Source organism: Catenovulum agarivorans DS-2 (genome assembly GCF_000568405.1).
GTDB classification, from domain to species: Bacteria; Pseudomonadota; Gammaproteobacteria; order Enterobacterales; family Alteromonadaceae; genus Catenovulum; species Catenovulum agarivorans_A.
The window spans coordinates 17,021-43,125 of the sequence record NZ_ARZY01000015.1; the positions used below are offsets into that span (position 1 = coordinate 17,021).

The window sequence follows — 26,105 nt, forward strand, 5'->3', positions numbered from 1 at the left end:
TTCTCTGGATATGCCCCTTGTGCAGTCCCTAGGCACCACTACTTAGTTATATTTTCTGCCGTATATTCCCTAACCTGACAAAAATATTGCATTGCTTCTGCAGCTTTAAACATTTGCGGGTAAAAACCACCGTATTTGGCTTCGACTATGGTTTTTTTCATCGTAAACAAGTACGCCTGTAATATCATTGTCTTTATTAAATTGAATGGCTTGTTGTTGCAACTGAGCTAGCTCTGCAGCTGATAATTGAGTAGTTGCTTTACTATGGTAGATAAGTCTAACTAAATTGACCATTTAATCACCTGTTGGTTTAGCTAAAACGATTTGATTGCGCCCTTGCTGTTTTGCTTGGTACAGGGCTACATCACATTGTTTAAACAGTTCATGTATTGAGGGCTTGCCTGCGTCACATACAGCGACACCTGCACTGGCTGTAATCGTAATTGGATTATGTCCTGATATTGGCATTTTGAGCTTTTCGATTTGTTTGCGGCATCGTTCGGCGATTTGAAAGGCTTTTACATCGTCTGAATTTGGTAGTATTAACAGAAACTCTTCGCCACCGTATCGGCCGAGTTTGTCGTAAGGGCGAATGTTACCTTGAATAATTGAGCAAAAGACTTTTAGTGCATCATCGCCAATCTGATGGCCGTAGCTGTCATTGATATTTTTGAAAAAATCGAGATCAAACAACACAACGCCCAGTAGGCTTTTGTCTCTCGTTGCGCGTTCCCATTCTTCTTTGAGGTGGTTCAGGATCATTCTTCGATTCCAAGCACCAGTTAATGAGTCTTTATTTGCATAAAATTCCAAGCGCTTTTCTTGTTCGATAATGCGTTCTCCGACTTTCAATCTGACTCTTAGCTCGTCTGCCACAAAGGGTTTAGTCACAAAATCATCGACGCCATTTGACATAGCTTCAACTATGTTTTCCGTACCTTTTTTACCCGTTAACATAATTATATAGTGGAAAAAGTCTTGTTCGTTTTTTAAGCACTGGCAAAACTCTAAGCCATTTAATTTAGGCATGCTCCAATCAATAATAAATAATCTAAGTTCAGGTTCACTTTTGACGATTTTCCATGCTTGTTCACCATCTTGAGCTGAAAATACCAGATAACCCCAACTTGAGAGGTTGCGAGTGAGCAGCATTCGGGTAATAGGATCATCGTCTGCAATTAGTACTTTAACTTTGCTTTGGTTGGTCATGCTCTTTACTCGACTGAATGAAATCTCTTAACTCGCCGACAAGTTTGTCAATCAAATATTTAATTAGATCTAGCTGTTCAATCATATGTTCCTTACGGTGTATTTCTTTGCTGTATTCTGCATGTTCAATAACTTCAGTGACCAATCCGTGAGCTAAGTTAGCCAACATGCCTTTGGATTTGTGTAGTTCAGCACTAAAATTCTGTGAGTTACATTCAGCGCAGGCGTTTTCTAAGGCCTCTATCACTAGCGGTGTTTGATTTAATACCAGCTCAATGACTTCTTTTAAAAGTTGACCATCACCGCCAGTTGCTTGCATAGAACGTTCAATATCAAACAACTGGGTCTTTTCAATTAATCTGTAATAGTGTGTTGAATTATCACGCGGTGTTTTTGTTTCGCTGTTAGCAGCAGTGATTGTGGTGGTAGGCGTGTTAGTTGGCTGTAAGCGCTCAGAGTGATAACCGTTTTCTAATATCTGGAGTAGTTTGGCGCCATTTATCGGCTTAGTAACGTATAAGTCCATGCCTGCTTGGATGCATCTTTCTTTATCGCCCGCGAGTGCATTTGCGGTCAAACCAATTATCCAATTATTGATATTCTTGCTCTGTTGTTCGTATTCGCGTATTTTTTGCGTTGCTTGCAATCCGTCCATTGTTGGCATTTGCACATCCATTAAAATCGCATCAAATGCGCCTGATTTAGCTTGATACAAAGCCTCCAACCCATTATTTACAATGGTTACTTTATGTTTGTGGTTTTCGAGCAAGTCTAATAGAAGTTTTTGGTTAACTAAGTTGTCTTCAGCAACTAACACGGTTAATTGTTGTTTGTTGTTGTTTTGTTGTTTCGTTTTTGGCGAGTTACTTGTGTAAGCTTTGTCTAATACTGACAGTATGCTATTAAACACTTCAGATTGTTTTACCGGTTTGCTTAGCACATGGTGAATACCTAGTGATGAAAGTTGATGCGGACTACATTCTACATCACTAGACGATAACATTATGATGACTTCAGGCGTGGCGAGGCGCTGTTGTTTTAGTGATTTGACTAAGTCGATTCCCGTCATGCCTGGCATTAGGTTGTCTAATAACATGATTGTGTATGGGCGTGCGTCACGGTTGGCCGCTTCCAGCATTTTTTGGGCTTGATTGGCAGAATGTGCAATATCAACTTGGCATCCCCAGGCTGTGGTCATATCACGCAGCCAGCGGCGATTGATTTCGTTATCATCCACCGCAAGACATTTGACTTGTTCTAAGGCTTTTTTGGCGTTTAACCAAGGGGCCTCTTCAATTTGGGTGCACTCATTTGACACTTGAACCGGGATACTGGCGATAAAAACACTGCCAAGGTTTTTTTCGCTCAATACTTCTATCTGACCGCCAAGCAATTTTACTAGTTGATAAACGATAGTCAGCCCCAAACCAGATCCACCATATTTGCGTGTGGTAGAGCTATCCGCTTGTTTAAACGGTTCGAAAATTTGGCTTTGCGCTTTGTTGGAAATGCCACAGCCGGTATCGCTGACGGTTATGCGTAAATGAAAAATATCTTCTGTTTGTTGGGCTTGAGTATGGTCGAGCGTTAGTTCAATTGACACGCCACCTTTTTCGGTAAACTTGATTGCATTGCCGACTAAGTTGTAAACAATTTGGCTTAGCCTTACCGGGTCGCTCGCGACACAATCAGGAATGTCGGGGGCTATGTAATAATCTAAGCTGATGCCTTTTTTGTGTGCCAGTGGCGCAAAACTTTTAACCGCATCACCTATGCGTTCGGCAAGAAAAAACGGGACTTTTTCTATTTCTAATTGGCCAGACTCAATTTTGGAAATGTCTAAAATATTATTCAGCAAGCTGAGTAAAGCTTGGGCTGAATTGGTGATCATTTGCAGATAATCTTGTTGCCTTGCATCCAATTCAGTTGTAGCAAGTAATTCAGCAATGCCAATCACACCATTCATTGGTGTACGAATTTCATGGCTCATATTGGCCAAAAAGGTGGTTTTCGCTTGATTGGCTTGTTCTGCTTTTTCTTTGGCATCGATCAGTTTGCTTTCCAACAGGCGTTCGCGTGTGATGTCGATATTGCCGCCTATCACTTTTACTACTTGGTTGTACGCATCGAGCACTGGTCGAGCATTCGCTTTAATGGTTTTGAGCTTTTTGTTTGGCGTGATTACCCTAAATTCATATTTCCATTCTTTTTTGTCTTCGACTGCTGAGCTCAGTGAGCCTTCTGCATTTTCAATATCATCTGGATGAACACTTTGCTGCCAAAAACTATATTGTGGTTTAACTTGTATTTCGGGTGGGGTTTCATATATTTGATGCATTTTTTCATCCCACACCAATTCGCCTGTCGCAATATCCCATTCCCATACGCCTAAATCTGAAACGTCGGCGGATATCTGGGTTCGATTTTTTTCTGCCGCGAGCTTGGCATTAAGCTTTTCTCGTTCTTTGACTTGCTGTTGTAGAGTTCGAGCCTGAGTTCGAGTGACCAAATATAAATAATATGTCAGGCCGATAAATAAACTAAATATCAAGCCAATTGCCGGCACATAGTAGCTAGTCAGGTACAGTTTGCCTATTTTATCTGGTGTTGCCGCGGTTATTTGTCCTTGCCAATATGGCGGGTTAGCATATAGCTTATGCCAAAAGGTTGGCTGTTTTTCAAAGTGGCTAACAAATGGCTGTGCATTAGCCAGTCTTAGATTGAGTAGATATCCTTCACTGCTGGCATAAGTGAGCAAAGGCGCCCAAAGCTCAAGTTGATCAATCATGGTAATTAGCTGCATGTCTTGTGAAACTGTCATCACTAATATCAATTGGTGTTGCTTGAGCAATTGGCTGTTACCACTATGAATATATACTGGCGTAGGAGGAGCTGTTTGCTGCGTTTTTGTGGATAAATAGATATCAACTATCTTGTTTGCCGTTAGCTTGTTTTGCTGCGATGCATGCCACAGCACTGTGTCTTTATTTAACAAAGTGATTGAGCTAATCGTCCTGTTTTGTTGAACGTAGTTTGTGGCATCTTCTTTATTAAAGTCATCACTGGCTTGCGTCGGCTTTGAGGCGATACGTTGCTGAAGGCGAGTAAGTGCGTTTCTAGTACTGTTCCATCGTTCGTTAAATAAACTGGATAGATGCGAATTTGTTGACGCCAATTTGTCTTGGTGGTGTTTTGTTTGTTTAAACTCTAGTAATACACTTAGCGCTACACTGATACTAAAACAAGTCAGCGCGGCCAAAATAGAGTGGTGAAAGCTGAACCTATTTTTGCTATTTTTTACATTGTTAAGCAAATAGACTGACAGTGCGTATACGACGGTTACTATACCCAGCATAATATCGGCACAGTTTAGTTCAAGGTCTGTGCATTGATACTGATGGGCTAAATATATTGTGGATAACCCAATGCCTTGAATAAACAGGGCGCAGCTCAATAAATCTCTGGTGATATCCCATTTTCGGCTGGATAAAGAGCGGTGCAATGCACAAGCTAACAGCACAAAATTTAGCAAAAGCATGCTATACCATACTAGGTTTATTTGCGCCAAATGGTAGTGAGGATCATTGCGCAGTAGCTGCAACCAATAATTGGCTGACAGTATTAAGCCGATAGCTGGGCTGGTAATTAGGTTGCAATTAAAGCTGTACTTAAACCATAAGAATAGCGAGCACATTAACGTGCCAGTAAGCACAATATACCAAACATCCAGTATGTTTAAGGTAATCATTTGTACTCCTGTTGTCGAAGCCTTTGGCTGTAAGGTGATAGCCTTGTTATTGTGTATTTTTGAGTATAGTCAAGCTAATAGGAATCGCGAATATTCAGCCCGCTATGCGTTAGATCAAACACAAGTTGCAATAGAAAGTATAGATTAGACATTTTATATAACAGCAGGGGATATGTATGGAGTCAATTGAACACGCTCTGCCCAATTTAACCAATCACTGGGTGGGTTATGCGGCGTTATTTGTTTTTGTTTTTGCTTACATTTTTGTCGTTTTGGAAGAAAAACTACATTTGAGGAAGTCTAAACCTGTGCTGTTGTCAGCAGGTATTATTTGGGCGCTGATAGCGATTGTTTACGGCAATATGGGATATTCGCACCAAGTTGAACATGCAATTCGACACAACTTTCTTGAATATACCGAGTTGTTTTTCTTTTTACTGGTGGCAATGACTTATATTAATGCCATGTTAGAGCGTGGGGTGTTTGATGCATTGCGCAATAAACTAGTTGCTGCTGGCTTTAGTTATAAAAAGCTATTCTGGTTGACTGGCATATTGGCATTTTTTATTTCACCAATTGCTGATAACTTAACTACTGCTTTGATCATGTGTGCGGTGGTGTTAGCTGTAGGTAAAGATACAGCCAGTTTTGTTAGCTTGTCATGTATTAATATTGTGGTTGCAGCCAATGCAGGGGGCGCGTTTAGCCCCTTTGGTGATATCACTACTTTGATGGTGTGGCAAAAAGGCATTGTTGAATTTACCGAATTTTTTGACCTGTTTATTCCTTCAGTCGTTAATTTTGTTGTGCCAGCCATCTTAATGCAGTTTGCATTGCCAAGCGGCAAACCAAAATCTAAAAGTTTGGATCTTGATGCGATGAAACCCGGTGGTTTGACTATCGTGGGTTTGTTTTTGCTCACCATTGTGACAGCTGTCAGCTTTCATAGCTTTCTGCACTTGCCGCCAGTTTTTGGCATGATGTTGGGGATGTCGTATTTAAAATTGTATGGTTATAGCCTAGGGCTTAAATCTAAAAAGTGGAATACCCATAAAGATAGCCCGCCAGCAGGTGACTCAAACCCTTATCAATTTGATGTATTTAAAAAAATCGCCGGAGCAGAATGGGACACTCTATTTTTCTTCTATGGGGTAATATTATCAGTTGGTGGACTCGGTTTTATTGGGTATTTAGCCAGTGTTTCAAGTTTTATGTATGGTGAGCTTGGGGCTACTCAAGCGAATATTTTGGTCGGGGTGCTGTCTGCATTAGTCGATAATATTCCTGTGATGTTTGCGGTATTGTCGATGAACCCTGAGATGTCTCATGTGCAATGGTTGTTGGTCACCTTGACCGCTGGGGTGGGTGGTAGTTTGTTATCTATCGGATCGGCTGCTGGTGTTGCCCTAATGGGACAGGCGCGAGGTTATTACACATTTTTTGCTCATTTAAAGTGGGCGCCCGTGATTGCACTTGGATATGCGGCAAGTATTTGGGTGCATTTTTTAGTTAATGGTTAATTTAATGACTAGAGTGCAGATTTACCTGTCTGCACTCTAGTTAATTTGCAATAGGCCCTAATGCAATGGGCTTAAAACAAACTCATAGCTATATTCACCTGGCTGTACTTGATATTGTTTGAGTGGTGCGCCAAGTGCCGTCCATGAGTCCGTACCACCCACACCCGACTGGATTAAGTCAATGTTCAAGGTATAAAAACCTTGAGGGCGCAAATCATAGCTGTGATTTGCTTGATCTAGATTTTGTTGTGACCAAGGCCAAATAGACATGCTCAGCGGTTGTACACCATCTACTTTTAGCCCCTGTCCTGAAGCGCTAGTTAACTTCCACCAGTCTACATCAGTACGATTGCCATTTTCTTGTGGCACTATGTACAAGTAGTTCATTTGTTCAGCTTTGGCTTGGTAAATGGCAATTTCAGCGCTGGAGTTTCTGTCGATATAGTTTTCGTGTGGGCCTCGACCATAATATTCTACATTTGATAAAGCCGGTGAGACACCCATTTGCATCCCTATACGTTTGAGTGGGGGCAAGTTCGGCGCGGCCACAAACTGAACCGACACTTGGATATTACCATTGACTGAAATCAAATAACGGTGCGAGAAATTGACTTTATCATCAATACTTTGGGCGATGTGAACCGCGACACCTGCAGGTGTTTGTTCGGCAGTTATCGAGTCTACAGTTAGTTTTTCTGCGGCAGTCTTCCAGAATGCGAGCTTTTTCGCTGATTGCCAAGCTCCCTTGTCATTATCGGTTTGGGCTCGCCAAAAGTTAGCGCGCAGCGGTGATTGAACTAACGTTTCCCCTTTATAGGCGTAATGGGTTAAGGCGCCTAATTGACGTGAGAATTTAACTTGCAGGTGCTGATTATACACTTGGATTGTATCATCAGATTGTTTGATAGTTAGCTCTCCCACGGAATTTGTTGTGTTTGCTAGTGGACGATACCAGCTAGTGAGTTCAAATTTTTCTTTGGCAACTTCATATCCTTGGTCTGCCCATATCGACGACTCGGCGAGTTTGGCACTCATTCGCAGCCAATATCGAGTTCCTGGTTGTAAACTTGGTTGCGTTAGTGGCAATTGAACGTCGATATTTGTTTGTGGTGATAATGTTAGCTTAGTTAAATCACCTTGTTGGATTACTTGATTGTCAGCCATTAATTGCCAACTAATTTGCAACTTGTCTAAGTTGCTATGAAATTGACGATTGCTAATATTGATTAAGCCTTTATCTAGGTCGACAGCTTTAAACCAAACTGGTTGAAAAATATACTTGGCATGGTGCAACTCGGGGGATGGATTGCCATATGAGTCGACAATACCGTTTTGATTAAAGGCTTTTGAATTTGGGGTATCACCAAAATCGCCACCATAGGCAAGATATTTTTCACCGTTATGTGTGTGTTCTAAACCTTGGTCCATCCAGTCCCAAATATAGCCACCAATTAAATTTTTTCGTTGCCAAATTAGTTGCCAAAACTCGTCGAGATTACCCAGTGAATTGCCCATTGCGTGCTCATATTCACACATCAATATTGGGCGCTTGATGTAAGGACTGTCTGCCAATCCTTTGAGGTAGTCGACACTTGGATACATGCGGCTAATTACATCTACATATACCGGATCTGTGGGGTTTGCCATTGGGGTGTGGCGAGCGAGTTTGTCCAGTGTTTCTGGTACCCAATACCAACCTCGAGGTGGTTGCACAAAGTCGGGGTGTTCAGGTTGACCTTGAGCACCTTCGTAATGAACAAATCGGCTTGGGTCATAATCTTTTATCCAGCCAGCGGCAGCTGCATGTGCAGGCCCCATACCCGATTCATTGCCAAGCGACCATGAGATTATCGATGGGTGGTTTTTATCGCGCTCGACCATGCGCATTATTCTGTCCATAATGGCTGGTACCCACATGGGATCATTGGAAAATTGCCCACCAAATAGGTGGCTCTCGACGTTTGCTTCATCCATGACGTACAAACCGTACTCATCACATAAATCAAGAAAATGCGGGTCGTTCGGGTAGTGGGCTGTTCGTACCGCATTGAAATTATTTAATTTCATTAGTCGCACGTCGTTTTCCATATCAGCACGCGTTAGAGCTTTGCCCCTTACTGCATGGTGGTCATGACGGTTTGCCCCAATGATTTTAATGCTCTGGCCATTAACGAGCAATTCGCCTGTATTTTGATCAATTTTTACTTCTCTAAAACCGACCCGTGTACTTTTCGCTTCAACAACTTCGCCTTGGTCATTTTTTAGTGTCAGTACTAAAGTATACAAATTGGGCGTTTCGGCACTCCACAGCTTTGGCTGAGCCACTTTTAGATTGAGTAAATCAAACTGGATATTTTCACGTTGTGGGTATTGCTGCATTATACTGTCGGCGGCAATGGTTTGTGCAGTAACTATGTCGGTTTGTTGGTTGTGGTACAATTGAGCTTCGAGTGTCCAACCCTTTAACTGTTTATTGTCTGAGTAGGTCAAGAAAGGTCTAATTTGCAGTTCGCCCGTTTGGTAGTTGTTGGACAGTTTTGGTCGCGCAAAAAAATCTTCAATGGCTATTTTCGGCTGAGCCAACAATAAAACTTCACGATGAATGCCGCTAAGTTTCCACATGTCTTGACCCTCAAGATAACTGCCATCACTCCAGCGCATCACTTGTAAGGCGATTTTGTTGCGACCTGAATGAACATAGTCACTGACGTCAAATTCTGCTGGTAGTCTGCTGCCTTGGCTATAGCCGACTTTATGTCCATTTACCCATAGGTAAAATGCAGAGGTAACTCCTCCGAAATGTAAGATGACTTGTTTTTTGTCCCAGCCTTGAGGTAATTCGAAGTGGCGTATGTATTTGCTCACTGGGTTTGCACGGCTGATCTGGGGTGTTGTATCGGGTAGGGGAGAGGTGCCACCATTGCTATAAAAAGGTTGTTGCGTGTTGGTATAAAATGGGATGTCGTAGCCGAGTAGCTCTACATTGGATGGCACTTGAATTGTGTCCCATTCACTGGCGTTAAAGCCAATTTCGGCAAATCGAGTATCGATATTGTCGTCATCATATTGAAAGCTAAACTGCCAAGCGCCGTTTAAGTTTACAAAGTCGCTATTGTTTCGATTTAATGTTAATGCAGCCTCTGTGCTTGGGTAAGAATAAGGCGCAGCTCTGGTTGGTAACTTATTGCGCGAAATCACCTCTGTTGACTCCCAGTCTTTGGATGAAAAGTTATCCGAGCGGTTTGTTTTTATTTGTGTTGTATGTACGCAGCTACTGAGGTGCAGCGACAGTATAGCCAGAGCGACAAAATATTTCATAATCCTAATTTACCCAAGAATATTGTTGTTGGTATTTGATTGTATATTGTATACAGAATGTTAAGGGATACCAAGGAGAAATTATTCCCCTTGGGGGGATTTGCTGCTACTGAGCTAAACTGCTCTCTAATTGGGTGATTTGTGCCACTAGTTTGGCTGATGGGCGCAAGGATTTTGCTGTTTTCAGAGAAGCCATTGCTTCGCTAATTCGATTGAGCTTGCTAAGTGCAACGGCTAAATGAAAATGAACGTCGGCTTGTCTTGGGGCTTTAGTGTATGCTTCGCGCAGAAATTTCAGCCCTTCGTCTGCTCTGTCTAAGTTCACCAAAACCCAACCGTAGGTATCTAGTATTTGTGGGTTTTTTGGTGCTATTGCATAGGCTTTTTCAATGTAAGCTAGCGCTTGAACCGGGTCATTTTTAACTAGCAGGTTTGCCAAATTATTTAACAATCTTGGGTCATTTTCGGACAGTGCTAGGCTGGCCTGCAAGCTTTCTATGGCTAGATCAGCTTGGTTATTTAATAAGTATAAATCAGTCAGAGTAGTTTGATACTCCACAGCGTTTGCCTGTCCATTTAGGATGGCTCGGGTGTAATTGATGGCTTTTTCATATTCACCCAACTGAGTGAGCAAGCCAATGCGCTCTTTGACGTAACGCTCGTAGGTGCGAATATTTAACTGGTGTTCAACCATTTCTAGCGCTTGTTTTAAATCGTTTTCTTCAATCAGCAGTTGTTTTTTGGCTTCTAGCCATATTAATGCTGGTACTTGTAAACGCACTTGCTCTAAGTAAGATAAAGCAGGCTCAATGCCACTGGTTAAATAAATAGATCTTGATTTAATCTGGCAAATATTACGCGCATCAACCTCTAGCTTTTCTAAACGCTCCACAGTGCTGTGCAACCCCTCTTTATCTGGAATGGCCAGCTGGTAGTTGGCAATTCTAAACAGAGCTGGCACATCATTTAAGTATAATGCGTACATAGAGCGAGCTGACTGTTTTGCCATATGCTCATTTGATTGCGCAATAAAGAGTTGTACTCTCGCTTCAATCACAAAAGGGCTTAATGGCTGTGCATCGTTTAATTGACTGATATATTTTTCAGCTTCGGATAATTCAGTTAAGGCTAAACTGACGGATACAAGCTCTTTTAAGACTTTATTGGGCACTTGAACGTACTCTAAACGCGATTCCAAGAATGTCTTAGCTTGGTTTAGTTGGCCGTAAGATTTGTAAATTTGCGTTTGAATATTTATCGCATCTTCATGAGCAGGCGATATTTTTAACACTGAATCCAATAAATTTTGCGCCTGTTGTACTTTTTGTTCTTTTAAGTAGAGGCGAATTAGGTTTATTTTTGCAGGGATAAAATCAGCATCTTTAGCGATAATCTCTTCAAACACTTGTTGTGCTTGCTCTGCTTGGCCGTTTGCGAGTAAACAAGCACCATGGAAGTTATGGACTGCCCAGTCATTCTTAGCTTTTCCGATGATTTTACGACTATACTCCAGTGCTTGTACATAGTGTCGTTGCTGGAATAGAATATTCGCCAACTTAAACTGGCTGTATATTTCATCTTCATACTTTTTAAATATTCTTTTAGCATCTTCTATTTTATTTAAATAGACGTACGTTGAGGCAAGTAGCTGCTCTAACTTGCTGTTATTCGGAAAAACCTCCAAACCAAGCTTGAGCAAATCGTGCGCTTCATTAAATAACTTAAGTTGAGCGTAGGTTTGTGCTAGCACTATATAATATTTAAAGTACTTAGTTTTATCTCTACGCCACTTTTGCAATAAGTTTTGTGCCGTATAGTAGTTACCCGCTTCATATTCAATTTCGGCTAACATGGTGGCTAAACTGATATTGCTTGGCCTTTGTAGCAGCAAAGGATTAATAGTTGCACGGACTTTTTCTGGTTGTTCAAGCAAATAATAAGCAACAGCTCGAATAGTGTTTAGTTCGTAATCTTGAGCTAAATACTCTTCCGGAATAGACGATAATTTATCAGCCAGCGCAGATAATATCTCTTTGGCTTTCTTGGAGTCTCCTGTGACTAAGTGCCACATGCCACGATAATATTTAGTTAAAGGATCGAGCGGATACTTCTGCTCTAGCTGTTTAATGGCATTATCTGCTTGGTCATTTGCTTTAGTTTGCATGGCATATTCAATATAGCCATGAATGGCATCTAAATTTGATGAGTCTAAATCGATTGACTGTTGATAATAGTTAAAAGCTTGTTGGACCAGGCCTTTTTGCCGTGCTATTTCAGCTAATAGGTAGTAAGCCTTAGCAGAAGGTTGTTGTTGCACTATGTTGGACAATTCACGCTCTGCTTTATCGAACTTTTTATCTATCATTTCCAAGCCAATCAATGCTAACTTGGCTGGTAGATAATCGGGTACTTGCTGCAGTGCTAAATTGAACTCTATACGAGCTTTGTCAAACAAGTTTAATGCTGATTGTGCACTGCCTCTTAAGATATATATTTCCGCATCAAATAAAGGATCAGTGTCGGACGGAACAATTTCTTCTAATAGAAGCTGAGTTTTGCCTTGTTGATATAAGGCCTTACCGTAATCCAGTAAAATTAAACTTGTATCGGCACCTAAGCTCAAGGCGATTTTAAATTCTTTTTCGGCTGCTGAAACTTCGCCATTTTCTAAGTATATTTGACCTAATAAAACGCGTGCCGCAATATTGTTAAAGTCTTGCTGCAGTGAATTTTTTAGTTCAATAACAGCCTCTTCTTGTTGCCCTTTAATCTTGTATTGCAGTGCAGACTCAAAATAATCAGATGAGGTTAAAGCATGAACATTTACACTGAAAAAAGTGCTCGCAACAATGCACTGACTTAGAAATTTTAGTTGTTTGTTTGGCATGGTTTTATAGTCGCTTCGGAGATGGATTTACTAAGCTGTGTTTGCATAGTGGTATTATTAATGGCATAAAATCTCATATTAGGTAAAATTACCAATAGATGCAATCTGTCGGCTTTCTTTACAATGATTTGTTTAGAAAGTGAATGGATTTTTATTTACTTATTCAAAATCAATGTATTGAATATTTTGGTTTGTATCTTGCATGTAAAGTGCTGATTAGAGAGTGTAGCGTTAATTGTAGGGGTTACTGGGTTTAAAGCTCAAACTAGGATATAGATTATGAGATTTTACAGCGTATTGAAGTCTGCCGCGATTGTTTCTTCGTTACTGTTTGCAAGCCAAGCTTCTGCTTGGGAGTGGACAATGGACTTTGACAGGTATTACGACACAAATGGAGTTGAGCAATCCATTCAAATGGGCGATATTTTGAGCACTCAATATCAATCTGGCTATGTATATGATGAGGTATCTGGCTCAGTTGTTGACACAGGTGTTGGCGCGACTATTTTTGCTGACAATTATAGCTCTTCTGCGGACCCAGATTTTGCTGTGGCGTTAAATACTGATGTTAAAAAAGGTGTAGAAGTTAATGGGCGACGTCATTATGATGCCGATTTGCAAGCGCCCTTTACCCAAGCTGGTGGGACAGAGGAATATTCTCCGGGTAACATCGTTATTTTACAAGAAGATAAGTCGCAGAGTTACTGGATTGATGGGCAAAAGCAAACCATAAACCCGGAACACACCTGTTTTGAAAATAATGATACTAGCCAGAGTGTTAAAGGGCATTGTACTATCGTGGATGACGAAGGCCGAAAAGCTAAACCATCTGATGTTATTTTTGCCGACGACCCTAATGACGAGTTTGATGTTGTACAATATAATGAGAAGAAGTCAGGTCATATTTTAATCGAATTAACCGAGGATGTGACTTTAAAGTCAATCAATTTCTTCGACATTGCAAATCATGAAGACAGTTATGTAATCACATCTGATGCTGATGGTAATCATATTGAAACAGTACAAGTCCCAGGTATGGGGGCTCGTAGTGCGTCGGATAGAAAGTGGGCAACAGTGAATTTCTCAGAAATTGAAACTGTTCGTCGTATCTTTATCAGCTTAGGCGGGTCTGGTGGTTTTAGTGATATTAAATTGGCTAAAGTTGCGCAAGAAGTATCTGAGCCTGGTATGTTGGCGGTATTTATGCTCGCAATAGCTGGTTTAGCTGTACGAAATCGTAAGTCTAAATTAGCGGCTTAATTTACCTCTATAACGATACTTTACTACCCTAATAAAACCACATGTTTAATCAGCATGTGGTTTTTTTGTTTGTAGATTAAAATAGCATAAAGCATTTGTACTTGGGGGTTTTGCTTGTATGATTTGTTGTGCGTTATTCATTTATTTTTAAATAGGAATTAAATATGGCAACTGTTACATTGAAAGGCAATCCATTTGAGACTATTGGCTCTTTACCATCTGTTGGCAGCAAGGCGGCTGATTTTTCGTTGGTTCAAGCGGATTTGTCAGAGGTTACCTTAGCGAGCTTAGCTGGCAAAAAAGTCGTGTTAAACATCTTCCCGTCAATTGATACACCAACTTGTGCGACTTCAGTTCGCAAGTTTAATGAGCAAGCAGCTAGTTTTTCAGACACAGTCGTGTTATGTGTTTCTATGGACTTACCATTTGCAATGGCTCGTTTTTGTGGTGCTGAAGGCATTGACAATGTATTGGTTGGCTCTGGCTTCCGTTCGAGCTTTGGCCAAGATTATGGATTAACTTTTTCGAATGGCCCATTAGCGGGTTTATATTCTCGCTCTGTTGTGGTTGTTGATGCTGACGGTACAGTTTTGCACGCGGAACAGGTTGCAGAAACAGCAGACGAACCTGATTATCAGGCAGCAATCGCTGTTTTATAACCCTGACTAAAGCTGGATTTCATCATCCAGCTTTAACTTTAGTTATTCATTCAATATTTGATTGCGAGGCTTGTTTTGAGTAAACGATTGAATATTGAGCGCGATTTCATCTACCAACTTTTGCCGTGAGTTAATACTTGCCCAAGCAACGTGAGGTGAAACCAATAAATTATCCAAGTTTGCATTTAGAAGTGGATCATCCTGTGCGGGTGGCTCAGTGGTTAATCCATCAAGTAACGCAGCTTGAATATGCTTTTGTTGTAAAGCATTGAGCAAAGCGCTTTCGTCAATTAAACCTCCTCTAGCGGTATTGACCAAAATTGCAGAGTCTTTCATTTGACATAAAAACTGCTGGTCGACCAGTTTGCTGTTATTGGCTGTTAATGGGCAATGCAACGAAATTATGTCAGCTTGGCTGATGACCTGCTCAAGAGTATGGCGGCCTTCTCGAACACTTTGTCCTTTCCGTTCTGCGACTAGCACTTGCATGCCAAATGCTTCAGCAATTTTGTGGACTGACTGTCCAATGTTACCATAGCCGATTATCCCGAGAGTTTTACCGGCTAAATCAGCAATCGGTAAGTCTAACAAACAAAAATGTTGGCTGTATGCCCAGCTACCATTGGTTGATAGTTGATGGTATTGACTTGGTTTGTTTAGCCAGCTTAAAAGTAGCGCAAAGGTATGCTGAGCAACGGCTAAGGTTGAATAGTCTTTGACATTTGTTACTGTAATACCATATTGATTGCATGCTTGCAGGTCAATGTTGTTATAACCAGTTGCGGCGACACAAATTAATTTTAGCTGTTTTGCTTGTTTCAACAATTGTTCATCAACAACGACTTTATTGGTAATAAGTATGTGTGCATCATCAACATAATGTGAGGGGTTGGTATCAAAATCTTGTTTGTTAATTAGCTGAAGTTGCCCTTGCTGCTGCAATGATGCGAAGTTTACATCACCGACAGAGTCAGCATCGGCAAACACTATTTTAGTAAAACTCATATGTAAAAATTCCGTTAACTGCTATACCTATAGTAGAAATAACTATAAATTCTTTAAATGGACATTGTATGTATATTATCACTGTTGAATACGTAATCGACCCCGGACATATGCTAACTTTTATGGATGCGGTGTTAGAAAATGCAGAAACCTCATTGCACAAAGAGCAGGGATGTGTACAGTTTGACGTAAGCCAGAGCCATGATAACCCGACACAGTTTTTTTTGTATGAACAGTTTGTAGATGAAGTGGCTTTCCAGCAGCATGTAGAAAGTGAGCACTATTTAACGTTTAGTCAAAAAGTTCAGCCTGCAGTAGTGAGTAAAAGCGTTCGTCACTGGTATAGTTGCTAAAAACACAGATAAGCAGTCGTGGTCATATGAATATAAGTATTATTGGTGCAGGTTGGGTTGGTCTGCCATTAGCACAATTGTTAACCTCAGGTGGGCACCAAGTCAAAGTAAGTCGCTCATCAAACCAAGGGATTGAATCGCTTTTGCAACATGGAATGGATGCAAAAAAAGTCCAGCTCGACCAAGGTGAAGTGGTTGAAGCTGATGTTGTAAATTTAATTGAACTGGGCCAAGCTGATTGTGTGGTGATCACCATACCGCCTGGTTTCCGAGCTGGCAATGGTCATTATTATCCGCAACATATTAAAGCGCTGTGCCAGCATATTGCACCGACTGTTAAACAGGTGATTTTAACCTCATCTACTGCAGTTTACCCTGAGGTTGACCGAGATTTATCAGAGTATGATGCAGCCGCGTGGAATGAAAAAGCACAATTGATATTACAAGCAGAAGACGAAGTCCGCGCATGTTTTCCTGCTCAATACTTAATTGTACGCTTTAGTGGGTTGTTTGGTTGTGGCCGCCACCCTGCAAGATTCGTTAAGCATATGCGTTCACTCTCTAGTCGCAGTTATGCAAACATGCTTCATCAAAAAGATGCGGTTCACGGACTTGAATTTCTGATTAATCAACAAATTTGCAAAGAAGCTTTTAATCTGTCCACCCCTGAAAAAATATCCAAAGCGGAATTTTATAAACTGGCTATCGCAAATTATTCAGCGGAAACACCCGCTTGTTTGCCCAGTTTAGTCGATAGCGGAGCGCAAAAGTTTGTATTAAGCGACAAAATAAAAACACTGGGTTATCAATTTAAATTTAGCCAAATTAAAGACGCATTAGCACATTGCTAGGACCATTAGGCCCTGGGGCCTATTGGTCTGGTCCTAGTGAACTTATTAAATATTCTGATTTAGGGGAAAAATAATGTTAAAAAGGATGACCTTAGCGGCTGTTTCGATGGTTTTGGCTAGTTGCGCTTCGACTTCAAATGATGATGCATATGTTGAAAAAACTTTCTTAAAAATTCAGTTAGATGCCGGTGAGCAAACTATTTTAGATACCGAAGTTTTATGCGAGGGCGTGCAGCAGCTTAGGTTTGGTGATGAAGTTTCAGAACAAGCTTATATTTATAAGAACTTTTTAGCCAAATATGTTTCTGGCTCGCTTGATGTGCAAAATACAGCTATTGATGGATGTACGGCAAATGTGTCGTTAACCGCTCAGTTATATGCTGATGTGTCGAGTCGTCAACAGGTTAATGGTGCTCTGGTGTTTAATGGCGACTACCTGCAAAGTATTTCGCAGTCTGCGGTGGCAGTTTCGCTTGAGCAAGGAAAATGGCAAGATTTTATTGCCGATGCTTTTATCCTGAGTATCGAAGCTGAAACTCGCAAAATACCTTATTAACCAAAAGTAAAAAGTTGGCATTAACTTTGAGTGCAATCTAGTCTTAACAACAAAAGATTGACGTTTTCGAGGTTAAACTTGCTGAATAAATTGGCTATTCTCTGCTGGGTTGTGTTACTTGTTGGTTGTGGTGGCGCAAGCTCTGAGTCGGACAATAATAACCCAGACGAAGGAAATACAGGCGTAACTTTGCCCGAAATGGCCAGCCAGTTGGTTGCAAGTGGCAATAACCTGCCTAGCCAATGTGAATTTACCGCACAGACCATACGCCCTTTTAGTCAATGTCGAGTCACTTTTGCTATTCAATTGACAGCTGGCTCGGCGGCAGATGCCGCTTTTGTGGGTCAAGTTTCTGACGACAATGGGGTAAGTTGGACAAACCTCACTACAGATAGTCAGCTCAACTTCTTTTTAGATGCGCAACTTTATAGTGGTGATGTGCTTGTGCGCGCTAAAATGAATGCAAATGGCAGTGAGTTTTTAACGCAAAACTATGCTTATCGAATTGTCGCCAATTCAGTTTCGATTAATGCCGCCAATGATTTTGCTGAGCTGGCAACGATATATTTTACCCAAGGTGAAAATAAACAACTGCATTTGCCTAGCTGTAACGATAGTGACGGAGATGCAACCAAAGTTGAGTTAAGTATTAATGGCCGCTATTGGTTAGAGCAACAGCCTAATGCCAAAGTCAACTTGGCAGCAAACACTGTATCTGAAGGTGATGTTCTGGCTGCGGCTTGCGTCGATAGTTTAGGCGCAAAGGCTAACGCGCCAGGGCAATTGCAAGTTTCTTTTGCCGCTAACCCACAACAGAATCAAGCGCCTGTTGTTGCATTTGCAAACTTGGCCGACTCGGTTAAGTATTTCTCGTCGCAACTGCGAGACTATCAACAAGTGCCCATTTGCTTATTAACGTCTGATGCGGATGGTGATGTTTTGACTGCCAGTTTTCAAGCGCGCATCGACAATATAGCGACAAGTGCAAGCCAGTTATTGCCATTAGCGACCGATGGATTGTGCACTGAGTTGGATACCAGTGAATTAGGTGGCAACCAAGTGGTTATTTTGGCAGAAGTTTCTGACGGCGTGAATACAACGGCCGCTGAGCTTAATTTAGGCCTGGTGCATCGTGATAGTATACCAATTGCCACGAGCCAAAACTCCAGCTGTTTGGTTGGAGAGAATGCGCAAACTGTTAATCTTGATATAGATGCGGATGCGCAGTTTGATCCGGTTAGTTTGCAAGTTATTGATCTGGATAGTGAACAGGTATTAAAACAACTTAACATTCGCCAGCAAAATTCAATCACCTTTGACTGTAACCAGCTTGGCCTGACCCGCTATCAAATTCGGTCGTCGAGTAGAGGTCAAGTTGTTAATAGTGTGGTGTATAGCCACTCGGTTACGCAATCGGCTAATCAAGCGCCAGAGGTGAGTATTGACGTGACGGGAGATAGAGTCGGGCTGTTATATCGTGACAATCAAACACTAGAAGCATGTGTTGCTGCAACTGACGGCGATAATGATAGTTTAACTGCCAGTTTAACCTATGCGTGGGATAGCCAACCAGCACAACCAATGATGTTAAGCAATGGCTGCGCAAGTGTGTCGACGCAAGGTCGAGGCGGTCAGCAACTAACCTTTTTTGCCACTGTCGATGATGGACAAACACAAATTCAGCAAAGCCTAGCATTGGGGCAAATTCACGCTGACACCATTCAATTTGCTCAATCAGAAAGTTTAAATTGCACCTTGGGGGCTGATGCGGTTACCTATTCATTTAGTTTACCGCCCGACAGTGAAGGTGATGAACATACGCTCAGTGTTATTGAAGCAGATTCATCACAGCTTTTATTCTCATTAGGCTCAGCCACCCAAGGACAATTTCAACTCAGTTGTGAGCAATTGGGCAATACACCTTTTGTGCTGCGCACTGAAAGCCGTGGTTTAACCGTACAGTCAACTACCTATCAACACACAGTTACCCAACAGCCGAACCAAGCGCCTAGCATAGATTACAGTTTTAGCGCGGAGCAATTTAACGACAATTATCGTGATTACCAAACGGGTACTTTATGTTTTAGTACCAGCGATCCTGAAGGGCAAATGGTCACTCTTTCTGGGAGTTATACGTTTGACGGTCAACTTGAGCACACCCTTAATTTAGACAGTAACCAATGTATGACTATTTCGTTATTTGACCGTGGTGGCCAAACACTTGCGGTGCAAGCCAACGCCAGTGATGGAGAGGTTTCTAGCAACTTAGCCGTGAATATTGGCCCTATTTATAAAGACACCATTCAAATTGCGAGCAGTCAAGACAACAGCTGTACTCAAGGGGATGGCTCATTAACTTATAATATTAGTTTGCCAGTCGATATAGAAGGTGATGCAACTAATGTTAGTGTATTTGATGCCAGAAACAATCAAGTTTTAGCCAACTTAGGGCAGATTGACAACCAAGCCAGTTTTGCCTTGTCATGTCAGCAGGCCGGTGTGTTAGAGTTTTATGTGCGCAATCAAAGTCGAGGGCTGACAACTTATTCGCGAGTCTATCAGCATACAGTTAACACACCAACCAATACTCCGCCAACAGTTGCTTTGCTGTTGAGTGATCAACAAACTTATCAAGATAAGTTGCGCGACAATCACGAATTTGAAATTTGTTTAGATGCCGATGATGCCGATGGTGATAATTTAACGACCAGTTTGAGCTATAGCCTCAATGGCGGCGCGGAGCAGGCAATCAGCTTGAACTCTGATTGTGGCCGTTTCTCGACCAATGCATTAGGCAATCAAACGCTTGTATTCACAGCTGTTGTAACTGATGGTATCGAACAAGTCAGTGCGCAAAAAACTTATCAAATTCATCAAGATACAGTGCAATTTGCCTATACCAATAGCCAAACTTGCCGCCAAGGGGACGATGCTAGAATATATAGTGTTGAAGTTGCCGATGATATTGAAGGTGACAGCTATGCTTTGTCGGTTTATCACGCGACAACTAATCAGTTAATTGCTAATTTGGGGACAAGCTCTCCAGCGAGTTTTTCATTAAACTGTAATGCAAACGGGGTGACCCCTTTTGTGATTCGTACTAGCAGCCGTGATCTTTCTAGTTTGTCTGTTCAATATCAGCATGTTGTTGCTGCACAAAACAATAGCGCGCCCAATATAGATTTAACGATTAATGCTGATGCTCAGCGGTTTAATGGATTGTTGCGTGACCAACAAAGTATCCAAGTCTGTGCGAGTGTCAGTGATGCTGAAGATGCAGTGTTAAATACCCAAGTTTTTTACCGATTTGATAACCAAACTCAGCAAAGTTTATCGTTGAATAATCTTTGTGGCAGTATAGATTTAACTTCACGAGGTGGACAGAATTTAACCATCGAAGGTTTTGTCAGTGATGGTACAGCAACAGGTAATGACACCATTAATGCTGGTGTGATTCATTTAGACTCAGTGCAAACTGCACTGTCTTCAAGTGGTAGTTGCCGAGCGGGTGAGCAAGATAGTGTTTTTGCCGTACAAGTAGCCGCAGATGTAGAAGGCGATCCCTATAGTATTGATGTGGTGGATGCCATCAGTTTAGAAGTATTGGCATCGCTTGGGCAAATTACTGCTGGCACCTTTAGTTTGTCTTGTGATGCGATTGCTGCAGTTGATTTTATGATCCGTACAGTTAGCCGCAGCCAGGTTCAATATTCTTTGGTATACAGTCATGTTGTCAGCAACACCTTAAATGCTAAACCGACACTGACTATGGCATTGCAGCAACCTGAGGAGTTTAATAACCAACTGCGTGATGGCCAAGAGGTTATGGTCTGTTTAGCTGGTAGTGATGCTGATGGCGATACCCTTAGTTATCGGGCTGCCTATCAATTTAGCAATGAATCCTTTCAAAATCTGGCGTTAAACAGTGAACAGTGCGCGAGTATCAGTACGCGCAATCGAGGTGGACAGAGCCTAATCATTCAAGGTTTCGTCAATGATGCAGCCGCAGAAACAACCTCGGTATTAAATGCGGGTGAAATACACCAAGATACGTTAGCAACCGCGGCAACAGTATCATCAGAATGTAGTATTGGTGAGACGTCAATTGAGTATTCAATTGATCTTGCAGATGACGAGCAAGGTGATGCACGGGGGATTCAGGTGCTAAACCAGCAAACTTCAAGCGTTATTGCTTCTTTTACCGAAGGCGACAATTATAACTTCTCTATGGCGTGCGATACTGTCGGCCAAACTTCATTTTTGATTCAAACCAGCAGTCGTGATCTAGTCACAGATTCAGCAACTTATACCCACACAGTTAATCCGAGTTTAACCAATACAGTTGATGTCTGGCGCACAGCTGGTGACGCTAGTTTATTATTGACGCAGCGGGCGCAACAAATTTTGCGTGCCGGCATGGGGGGGGCGACCATTCAAGTTGATGTTAGTGATAGCCAGCCTGCTCAACAACTACAAGGTTTTGGTGCCAATTTAACTGACAGCGCAGCCAGTCTGATCTTTCAGTCAGCACAAGCTAGTAATATAGTAAATCAAATTTTTTCAACTGAGTCAGGCATAGGTTTACAGCATTTACGTGTACCGCTGTCAGGTATGGGTGAGTTTATAGCCCGAGCGCCTCGAAGTTATAATGATATGTCTGCTGGTCTTACGGACCCTGAATTAAGCCAGTTTTCACTGGCAGACGATGAAGATTATTTAATACCATTAATTCTGGATATACAAGATACTCAAGCTGATATTGCATTGCACGCGGTGAGCTGGAGTGCGCCCGCTTGGATGAAAGACAACGAAAGTTTTGCGGGTGGGTCGTTGCGAATTGAGTTTTATCAAAGTTATGCCGATTATTGGTTGGCGTTTATGCAAGGCTATCAGCAGCGCGGAATCGAATTTGCCAGCATTAGTTTGCAAAACCAGCCTCACTTAGAAGCAAACTTCCCGTCTATGTCGTGGTCGAATGATGATTACTTGTTGTTTTTTGAAGACTTTTGGTATCCGACAGTCGGACAGTTTAGACCAACACCCGAGTTTTGGTTGTGGGATGGCAATTGGACAGATTTTGATAGCCAACAAGCGGCAGACCTTGCTGGCTTTGCGCGAAGCGCGTTAGCAGATGATTTTGTTTATGGGCGAACAAACGCCATTGCATTACAGTGTTATCAAGCAACGAATGGCGCGTCTGATTATACTCAGGCTATTAGCCAAATTTTAGCGCAAACTCGTACGCGGCCCGTGTATTTAACCAGTTGTCGTAATCAACATGATGGCCGTAGTTTTGGCCAATATTTAACCGACACTATGACCGAGCTGTTAATGCCGGCGTTGAATGCTGGAGCATCGGCGGTTTTTTACGACAGTTTAGCGTTAGATGGCAGCAACGGGCCGGTGCAAAATGGTTGCACGGATTGCCGTGGTTTAGTCACTATAGATAACTCTGGCAGCATGACTGCTAATCCTGAATATTATGCGTTTGGCCATATCAGTAAGTTTTTACAAGACGGCGCTGTGTTGATTTCATCAACATCAGGCTCGCAAGATGTCGCAACACTCGCGTATAAAAATCCTGACAATACCGTGGTTGTGGTGTTAGTTAACACTACAGTGAATACTCTTGATGTCGATGTTAACTGGCAGGGTCAATATACCCAAGTTGAGTTAGCAGCATACGACATGGTTAGTTTAATTTGGGATACAGATAATTCGCCTGTGGTTGATTTACAGCAAATAGCGCAAACTAATACGTTAGCACAAAATATTTATCAATTAATCGACTCGGCGCGAGATGACAATGGCTTATATCGACCATTTTTAAATGTTGATACAACAGACAATCATTTACGCAGTGGCAGCGCAACAGGTTTAGGGCTTATCGCCTTGAGTATTGCTCATAATATGCAATGGGACAGTTCGGCAGCCGCGAAAATTGTGCAAACGTTGCAAACATTGAACGCTGAAAATGAAGCGGTTAGCCCAGCAACCAATGTTAACGGCTGGGTAGCTCAATACTGGAATGAGGATGGCAGTGTTGCACTCGAGTCTAGCTATTATTCTGCGATAGATACCGCCTTGTTGCTGGCAGGTATTAAATTCGCTGAAAAAACCTTCACGGGTGATACCGTCACCACTGCAGTAGATACTATAGTACAAAGTGTTATTTGGGATGATTTAGTCAGCAATGCGAGTTTGGGGGAGATTAATTTAACCCAAGATGCAGATGGCATAAGTTTATCCAATCAAGGTGTCTATCACCAGCAAATGCTGGCGGTCTGGTTCGCGATGAATATGCAAGATGGCCTAGCAGAGCAAGTTTGGCAAAGTTATTATCAAACAGGCCAACAATTCCCGCTAGTTTATGTCGATGGAAATGCTTTACCTGCCGATGAAAACAGTAATTCAGTGTCTGCGCTAACCCATCAGCTTAACTTTTATTTAGTTAATCATATACTGAATTCGGCCAACTACCGCCAGTTGTTCTTGTCGCATGCGCAAGCCGAAAAAGTTTATTGGGATGAAAACTTCTCTGAGCCTTCGTATGTTTGGGGTTTTGGTTTAGATTCAAGCATTGACCATCATAGCAATAATATCGCAGACGTTAGTGTGGTTGCTGGATTTGTTGGTGCAGATGCGTCATTAGTTGCAGATGTGCTCGCTTGGCAGGATAACAACTTGGCAATTTTGGATACCCAAGTAAATGGGATTCAATTGCCATGGCGTTACGATGTCGATGACATCAGTTGGCAAAGCGATACTTTGGATATGCGAGCATTAGCCGTTATGTTGATGGGGTTATCTGCACACCCTGGCTTGTTGGATGTGCAGTATTTCCGTCAAGTAACCAACTTTGAATTTTAGCTCTACATAAAAAACTCGTGACTACTGAACCATAACAACCTGGGCTGGGCTTTTGGCGATGGTGATATCGACTTTTCGTTGAAAAAAGTTACTCTCCAAGTCATCTTGCAAATGTGCTTGTTCCCCCTGTGCGGTAAAACTAATGCGTTGTGCAGCTATGCCCATTTTTTGTAAAAACTTCGCGACAGATTGCGCCCTTTGTTGCGATAGTTGACGATTATAATTTGCACCTCCTCTTTGATCAGCAAAACCCGTGAGCTGAATGTTTAAATCTGGCATGGCATTTAACAAGCGACTTACCCCTACTAGTTGCTGACGGTAATCTTCAGTCAGCTCGCTAGATCCTGTTTTAAATAAAATTGTTAAGTTTAAGCTACGGCCCTGAGTAAAGGGGCTGGCATACATATCAATTTGCTGAGAGACTTGCTGTAATTGCAGTTTTTGTTGGTGCTGTTGCTGCTGTAAGTTTTGACTAAGTTGTTCTATTTGTAGTTGGTGCTGCGAATTAGAACTATAGACTTTTTCTAACTCAGCATGTTGTTCGTGTGAATGCCCAATTAAGCCACCAATGACAGCACCGACGACAGCACCTAGCGGTCCACCTGTTACTAATCCTAAGCTGCCGCCAGACAACAAACCAATATTTTCTGGTTCTGCCATTTTTTCCTGTGCATGTTCAACTTTTTGCTGAAAGTGTGTTTGCCATTTTTCTAAAGTTTTGTTTGCAGATGCATTGGCGGTTACTGTCATTAACGATAAAGCTACAATAGAAGGTTTTATAATTTGCATTGTGTTTCTCCAGAAGATTAAAAGTTAGCGACACATAGCTGGCTTTTTCTGCTGTGTCTGGAGGTCATTAAACACAAACAATCTGTTTTTCTTAGCTGTGAATCATGGCAATTCGCTGAGCAATTGTGGCGAAATTATGCCTAGAAATGCTTCACGCGGAGCGCTTCCATTTGTTCAACAAAAGTTTGGATATTACCTGTACGCATAAATTGAGTGAAAAGGGGTCTAGCCTCAATTTCAAATTCGGGTTTGGTACTGCGATCAAAAAAATTGGAGGTACCATAAGCTTTAAAAACATGAGGAACTAATTTTTTGGCAAATGGGTGCTGTGGCAACCTGGCATTTTTATTGGCAGCTATTGTACCAATAGGTTGGGTGAGCTTTTCTTGGGATTTTGCTTTTGCTAAAAAGGCTAATAATTTTAGGGCAGACTGCTGATTGTTTCCCAGCGCACTAACATGTATCGCATTTATTGGGACACTTTCGAAGCGTTTTATTTCGGCAATTTTCGGAAATGCAAAAAAATCGGTATCCGAGATGTGTTGCTCGCGTTTGAAGTCGTGAACTAGGTTAAACGGTAGGCCAAGAATTTTACCCTGTTGCGTGGTTGCGCTTTTTAGATGGCTAAAAGAGCGGTCAAGTTTGTTCTGTTGCCAGAAATCAGTTAACTCAAGCAATTTTCCTTGCTGGTGATAATTCAATAAGCGATAGCTGATCTGACCAAAAATGACATCCAGAGGTTTGCCTGAATGGGTATACCAGTTTTTGTCTATATCCAATTGTTTTATATCAGCCAAGCGGTGGCGGTTAATTTTAATGCCGGTCTGTTTAGTAAATTGAGTAAACAGCAAGCTTTGAGCGAGCACATTGGTCGAATTGTCGCCAATTGCAACATTTAATTCTGGCTGTTCAGCGGCTGCTCTGAAACAGTTTAATAAAAGAATTAAAGAGCAAATCAGCATTCTAAACAATGTGACATACTCCTTGACTTAGCGGGTTCATGGGTGGCCAACAACAAATTTAAAAATAGACAATAACCCAAGATTTTTCAATTTTATTGAGGGTAAATAACAAAATTGT

General features: G+C 41.7%; 15 protein-coding genes. 7 read left to right on the forward strand and 8 right to left on the reverse strand.

The genetic code is table 11. The features are described from left to right. Positions 1 to 105: 105 nt before the first annotated feature. Genes DS2_RS09245 through DS2_RS19840 form a run of 3 tightly spaced genes read right to left on the reverse strand, consistent with a single transcriptional unit; the run spans position 106 to position 4,957 of the window. A complete protein-coding gene (locus DS2_RS09245) occupies positions 106 to 294 on the reverse strand; it encodes a BLUF domain-containing protein (protein WP_035014463.1) in 189 nt (62 codons plus the stop codon). Next, positions 295 to 1,209 carry a diguanylate cyclase gene (locus DS2_RS09250; protein WP_035014464.1) on the reverse strand — a complete coding sequence of 305 codons (915 nt, stop codon included), beginning with the start codon at positions 1,207 to 1,209 and terminating at the stop codon, positions 295 to 297. It lies immediately after the preceding gene. Continuing rightward, positions 1,187 to 4,957: a hybrid sensor histidine kinase/response regulator gene (locus DS2_RS19840; protein ID WP_051479764.1), complete on the reverse strand. Its 3,771-nt coding sequence runs from the start codon at positions 4,955 to 4,957 to the stop codon at positions 1,187 to 1,189. The genes DS2_RS09250 and DS2_RS19840 overlap by 23 nt, the downstream gene beginning before the upstream one ends. Positions 4,958 to 5,133: 176 nt before the next feature. Here DS2_RS19840 and nhaD point away from each other — a divergent pair, with 176 nt between their 5' ends. Continuing rightward, the gene (gene nhaD, locus DS2_RS09260) at positions 5,134 to 6,477 is read left to right on the forward strand and encodes a sodium:proton antiporter NhaD (RefSeq protein WP_035014465.1); all 1,344 of its coding nucleotides are present in this window, start codon (positions 5,134 to 5,136) and stop codon (positions 6,475 to 6,477) included. Between the two features lie 57 nt (positions 6,478 to 6,534). On the opposite strand, the gene DS2_RS09265 is transcribed toward nhaD, so the two are convergent. Both DS2_RS09265 and prsT read right to left on the reverse strand, forming a co-directional pair. After that, on the reverse strand, positions 6,535 to 9,795 hold the full coding sequence (locus DS2_RS09265; protein ID WP_035014466.1) for a glycoside hydrolase family 2 TIM barrel-domain containing protein: 3,261 nt from the start codon (positions 9,793 to 9,795) through the stop codon (positions 6,535 to 6,537). A 106-nt stretch (positions 9,796 to 9,901) separates the two neighbouring features. Further along, positions 9,902 to 12,682 carry an XrtA/PEP-CTERM system TPR-repeat protein PrsT gene (gene prsT / locus DS2_RS09270; RefSeq protein WP_035014467.1) on the reverse strand — a complete coding sequence of 927 codons (2,781 nt, stop codon included), beginning with the start codon at positions 12,680 to 12,682 and terminating at the stop codon, positions 9,902 to 9,904. Positions 12,683 to 12,961: 279 nt separating this feature from the next. Here prsT and DS2_RS09275 point away from each other — a divergent pair, with 279 nt between their 5' ends. Together DS2_RS09275 and tpx are read left to right on the forward strand one after the other, a co-directional pair. Next, positions 12,962 to 13,942, forward strand: coding sequence for a hypothetical protein (locus tag DS2_RS09275; RefSeq protein WP_035014468.1), 981 nt, complete (start codon positions 12,962 to 12,964; stop codon positions 13,940 to 13,942). Positions 13,943 to 14,106: 164 nt separating this feature from the next. Then, positions 14,107 to 14,601, forward strand: coding sequence for a thiol peroxidase (gene tpx, locus DS2_RS09280; RefSeq protein ID WP_035014469.1), 495 nt, complete (start codon positions 14,107 to 14,109; stop codon positions 14,599 to 14,601). 42 nt (positions 14,602 to 14,643) lie between these two features. Here the strand turns inward: tpx and DS2_RS09285 are convergent, their stop codons facing one another. Then, the gene (locus DS2_RS09285; RefSeq protein WP_035014470.1) at positions 14,644 to 15,606 is read right to left on the reverse strand and encodes an NAD(P)-dependent oxidoreductase; all 963 of its coding nucleotides are present in this window, start codon (positions 15,604 to 15,606) and stop codon (positions 14,644 to 14,646) included. Positions 15,607 to 15,674: 68 nt separating this feature from the next. On the opposite strand from DS2_RS09285, the gene DS2_RS09290 reads away from it, so the two are divergent. The 4 genes from DS2_RS09290 to DS2_RS09305 all read left to right on the forward strand — a co-directional run bounded on the left by DS2_RS09290 (position 15,675) and on the right by DS2_RS09305 (position 24,236). Continuing rightward, positions 15,675 to 15,959, forward strand: coding sequence for a putative quinol monooxygenase (locus tag DS2_RS09290; RefSeq protein ID WP_035014471.1), 285 nt, complete (start codon positions 15,675 to 15,677; stop codon positions 15,957 to 15,959). Between the two features lie 26 nt (positions 15,960 to 15,985). Beyond that, entirely contained in the window at positions 15,986 to 16,810 is an 825-nt protein-coding gene (locus DS2_RS09295) for an NAD(P)H-binding protein (protein WP_035014472.1), read from the forward strand. A gap of 73 nt (positions 16,811 to 16,883) precedes the next feature. Then, positions 16,884 to 17,366 carry a hypothetical protein gene (locus DS2_RS09300; protein ID WP_035014473.1) on the forward strand — a complete coding sequence of 161 codons (483 nt, stop codon included), beginning with the start codon at positions 16,884 to 16,886 and terminating at the stop codon, positions 17,364 to 17,366. A 78-nt stretch (positions 17,367 to 17,444) separates the two neighbouring features. After that, positions 17,445 to 24,236: a glycoside hydrolase family 30 protein gene (locus DS2_RS09305; protein ID WP_035014474.1), complete on the forward strand. Its 6,792-nt coding sequence runs from the start codon at positions 17,445 to 17,447 to the stop codon at positions 24,234 to 24,236. A 21-nt stretch (positions 24,237 to 24,257) separates the two neighbouring features. Here DS2_RS09305 and pdsO read toward each other — a convergent pair whose 3' ends face one another. Beyond that, positions 24,258 to 25,025 carry a sortase-associated OmpA-like protein PdsO gene (gene pdsO / locus DS2_RS09310; RefSeq protein WP_035014475.1) on the reverse strand — a complete coding sequence of 256 codons (768 nt, stop codon included), beginning with the start codon at positions 25,023 to 25,025 and terminating at the stop codon, positions 24,258 to 24,260. A 140-nt stretch (positions 25,026 to 25,165) separates the two neighbouring features. Beyond that, positions 25,166 to 25,996 (reverse strand): hypothetical protein, encoded by an 831-nt coding sequence (locus DS2_RS09315; protein WP_152537584.1) that lies wholly within the window; start codon positions 25,994 to 25,996, stop codon positions 25,166 to 25,168. Between the last annotated feature and the right edge of the window lie 109 nt (positions 25,997 to 26,105).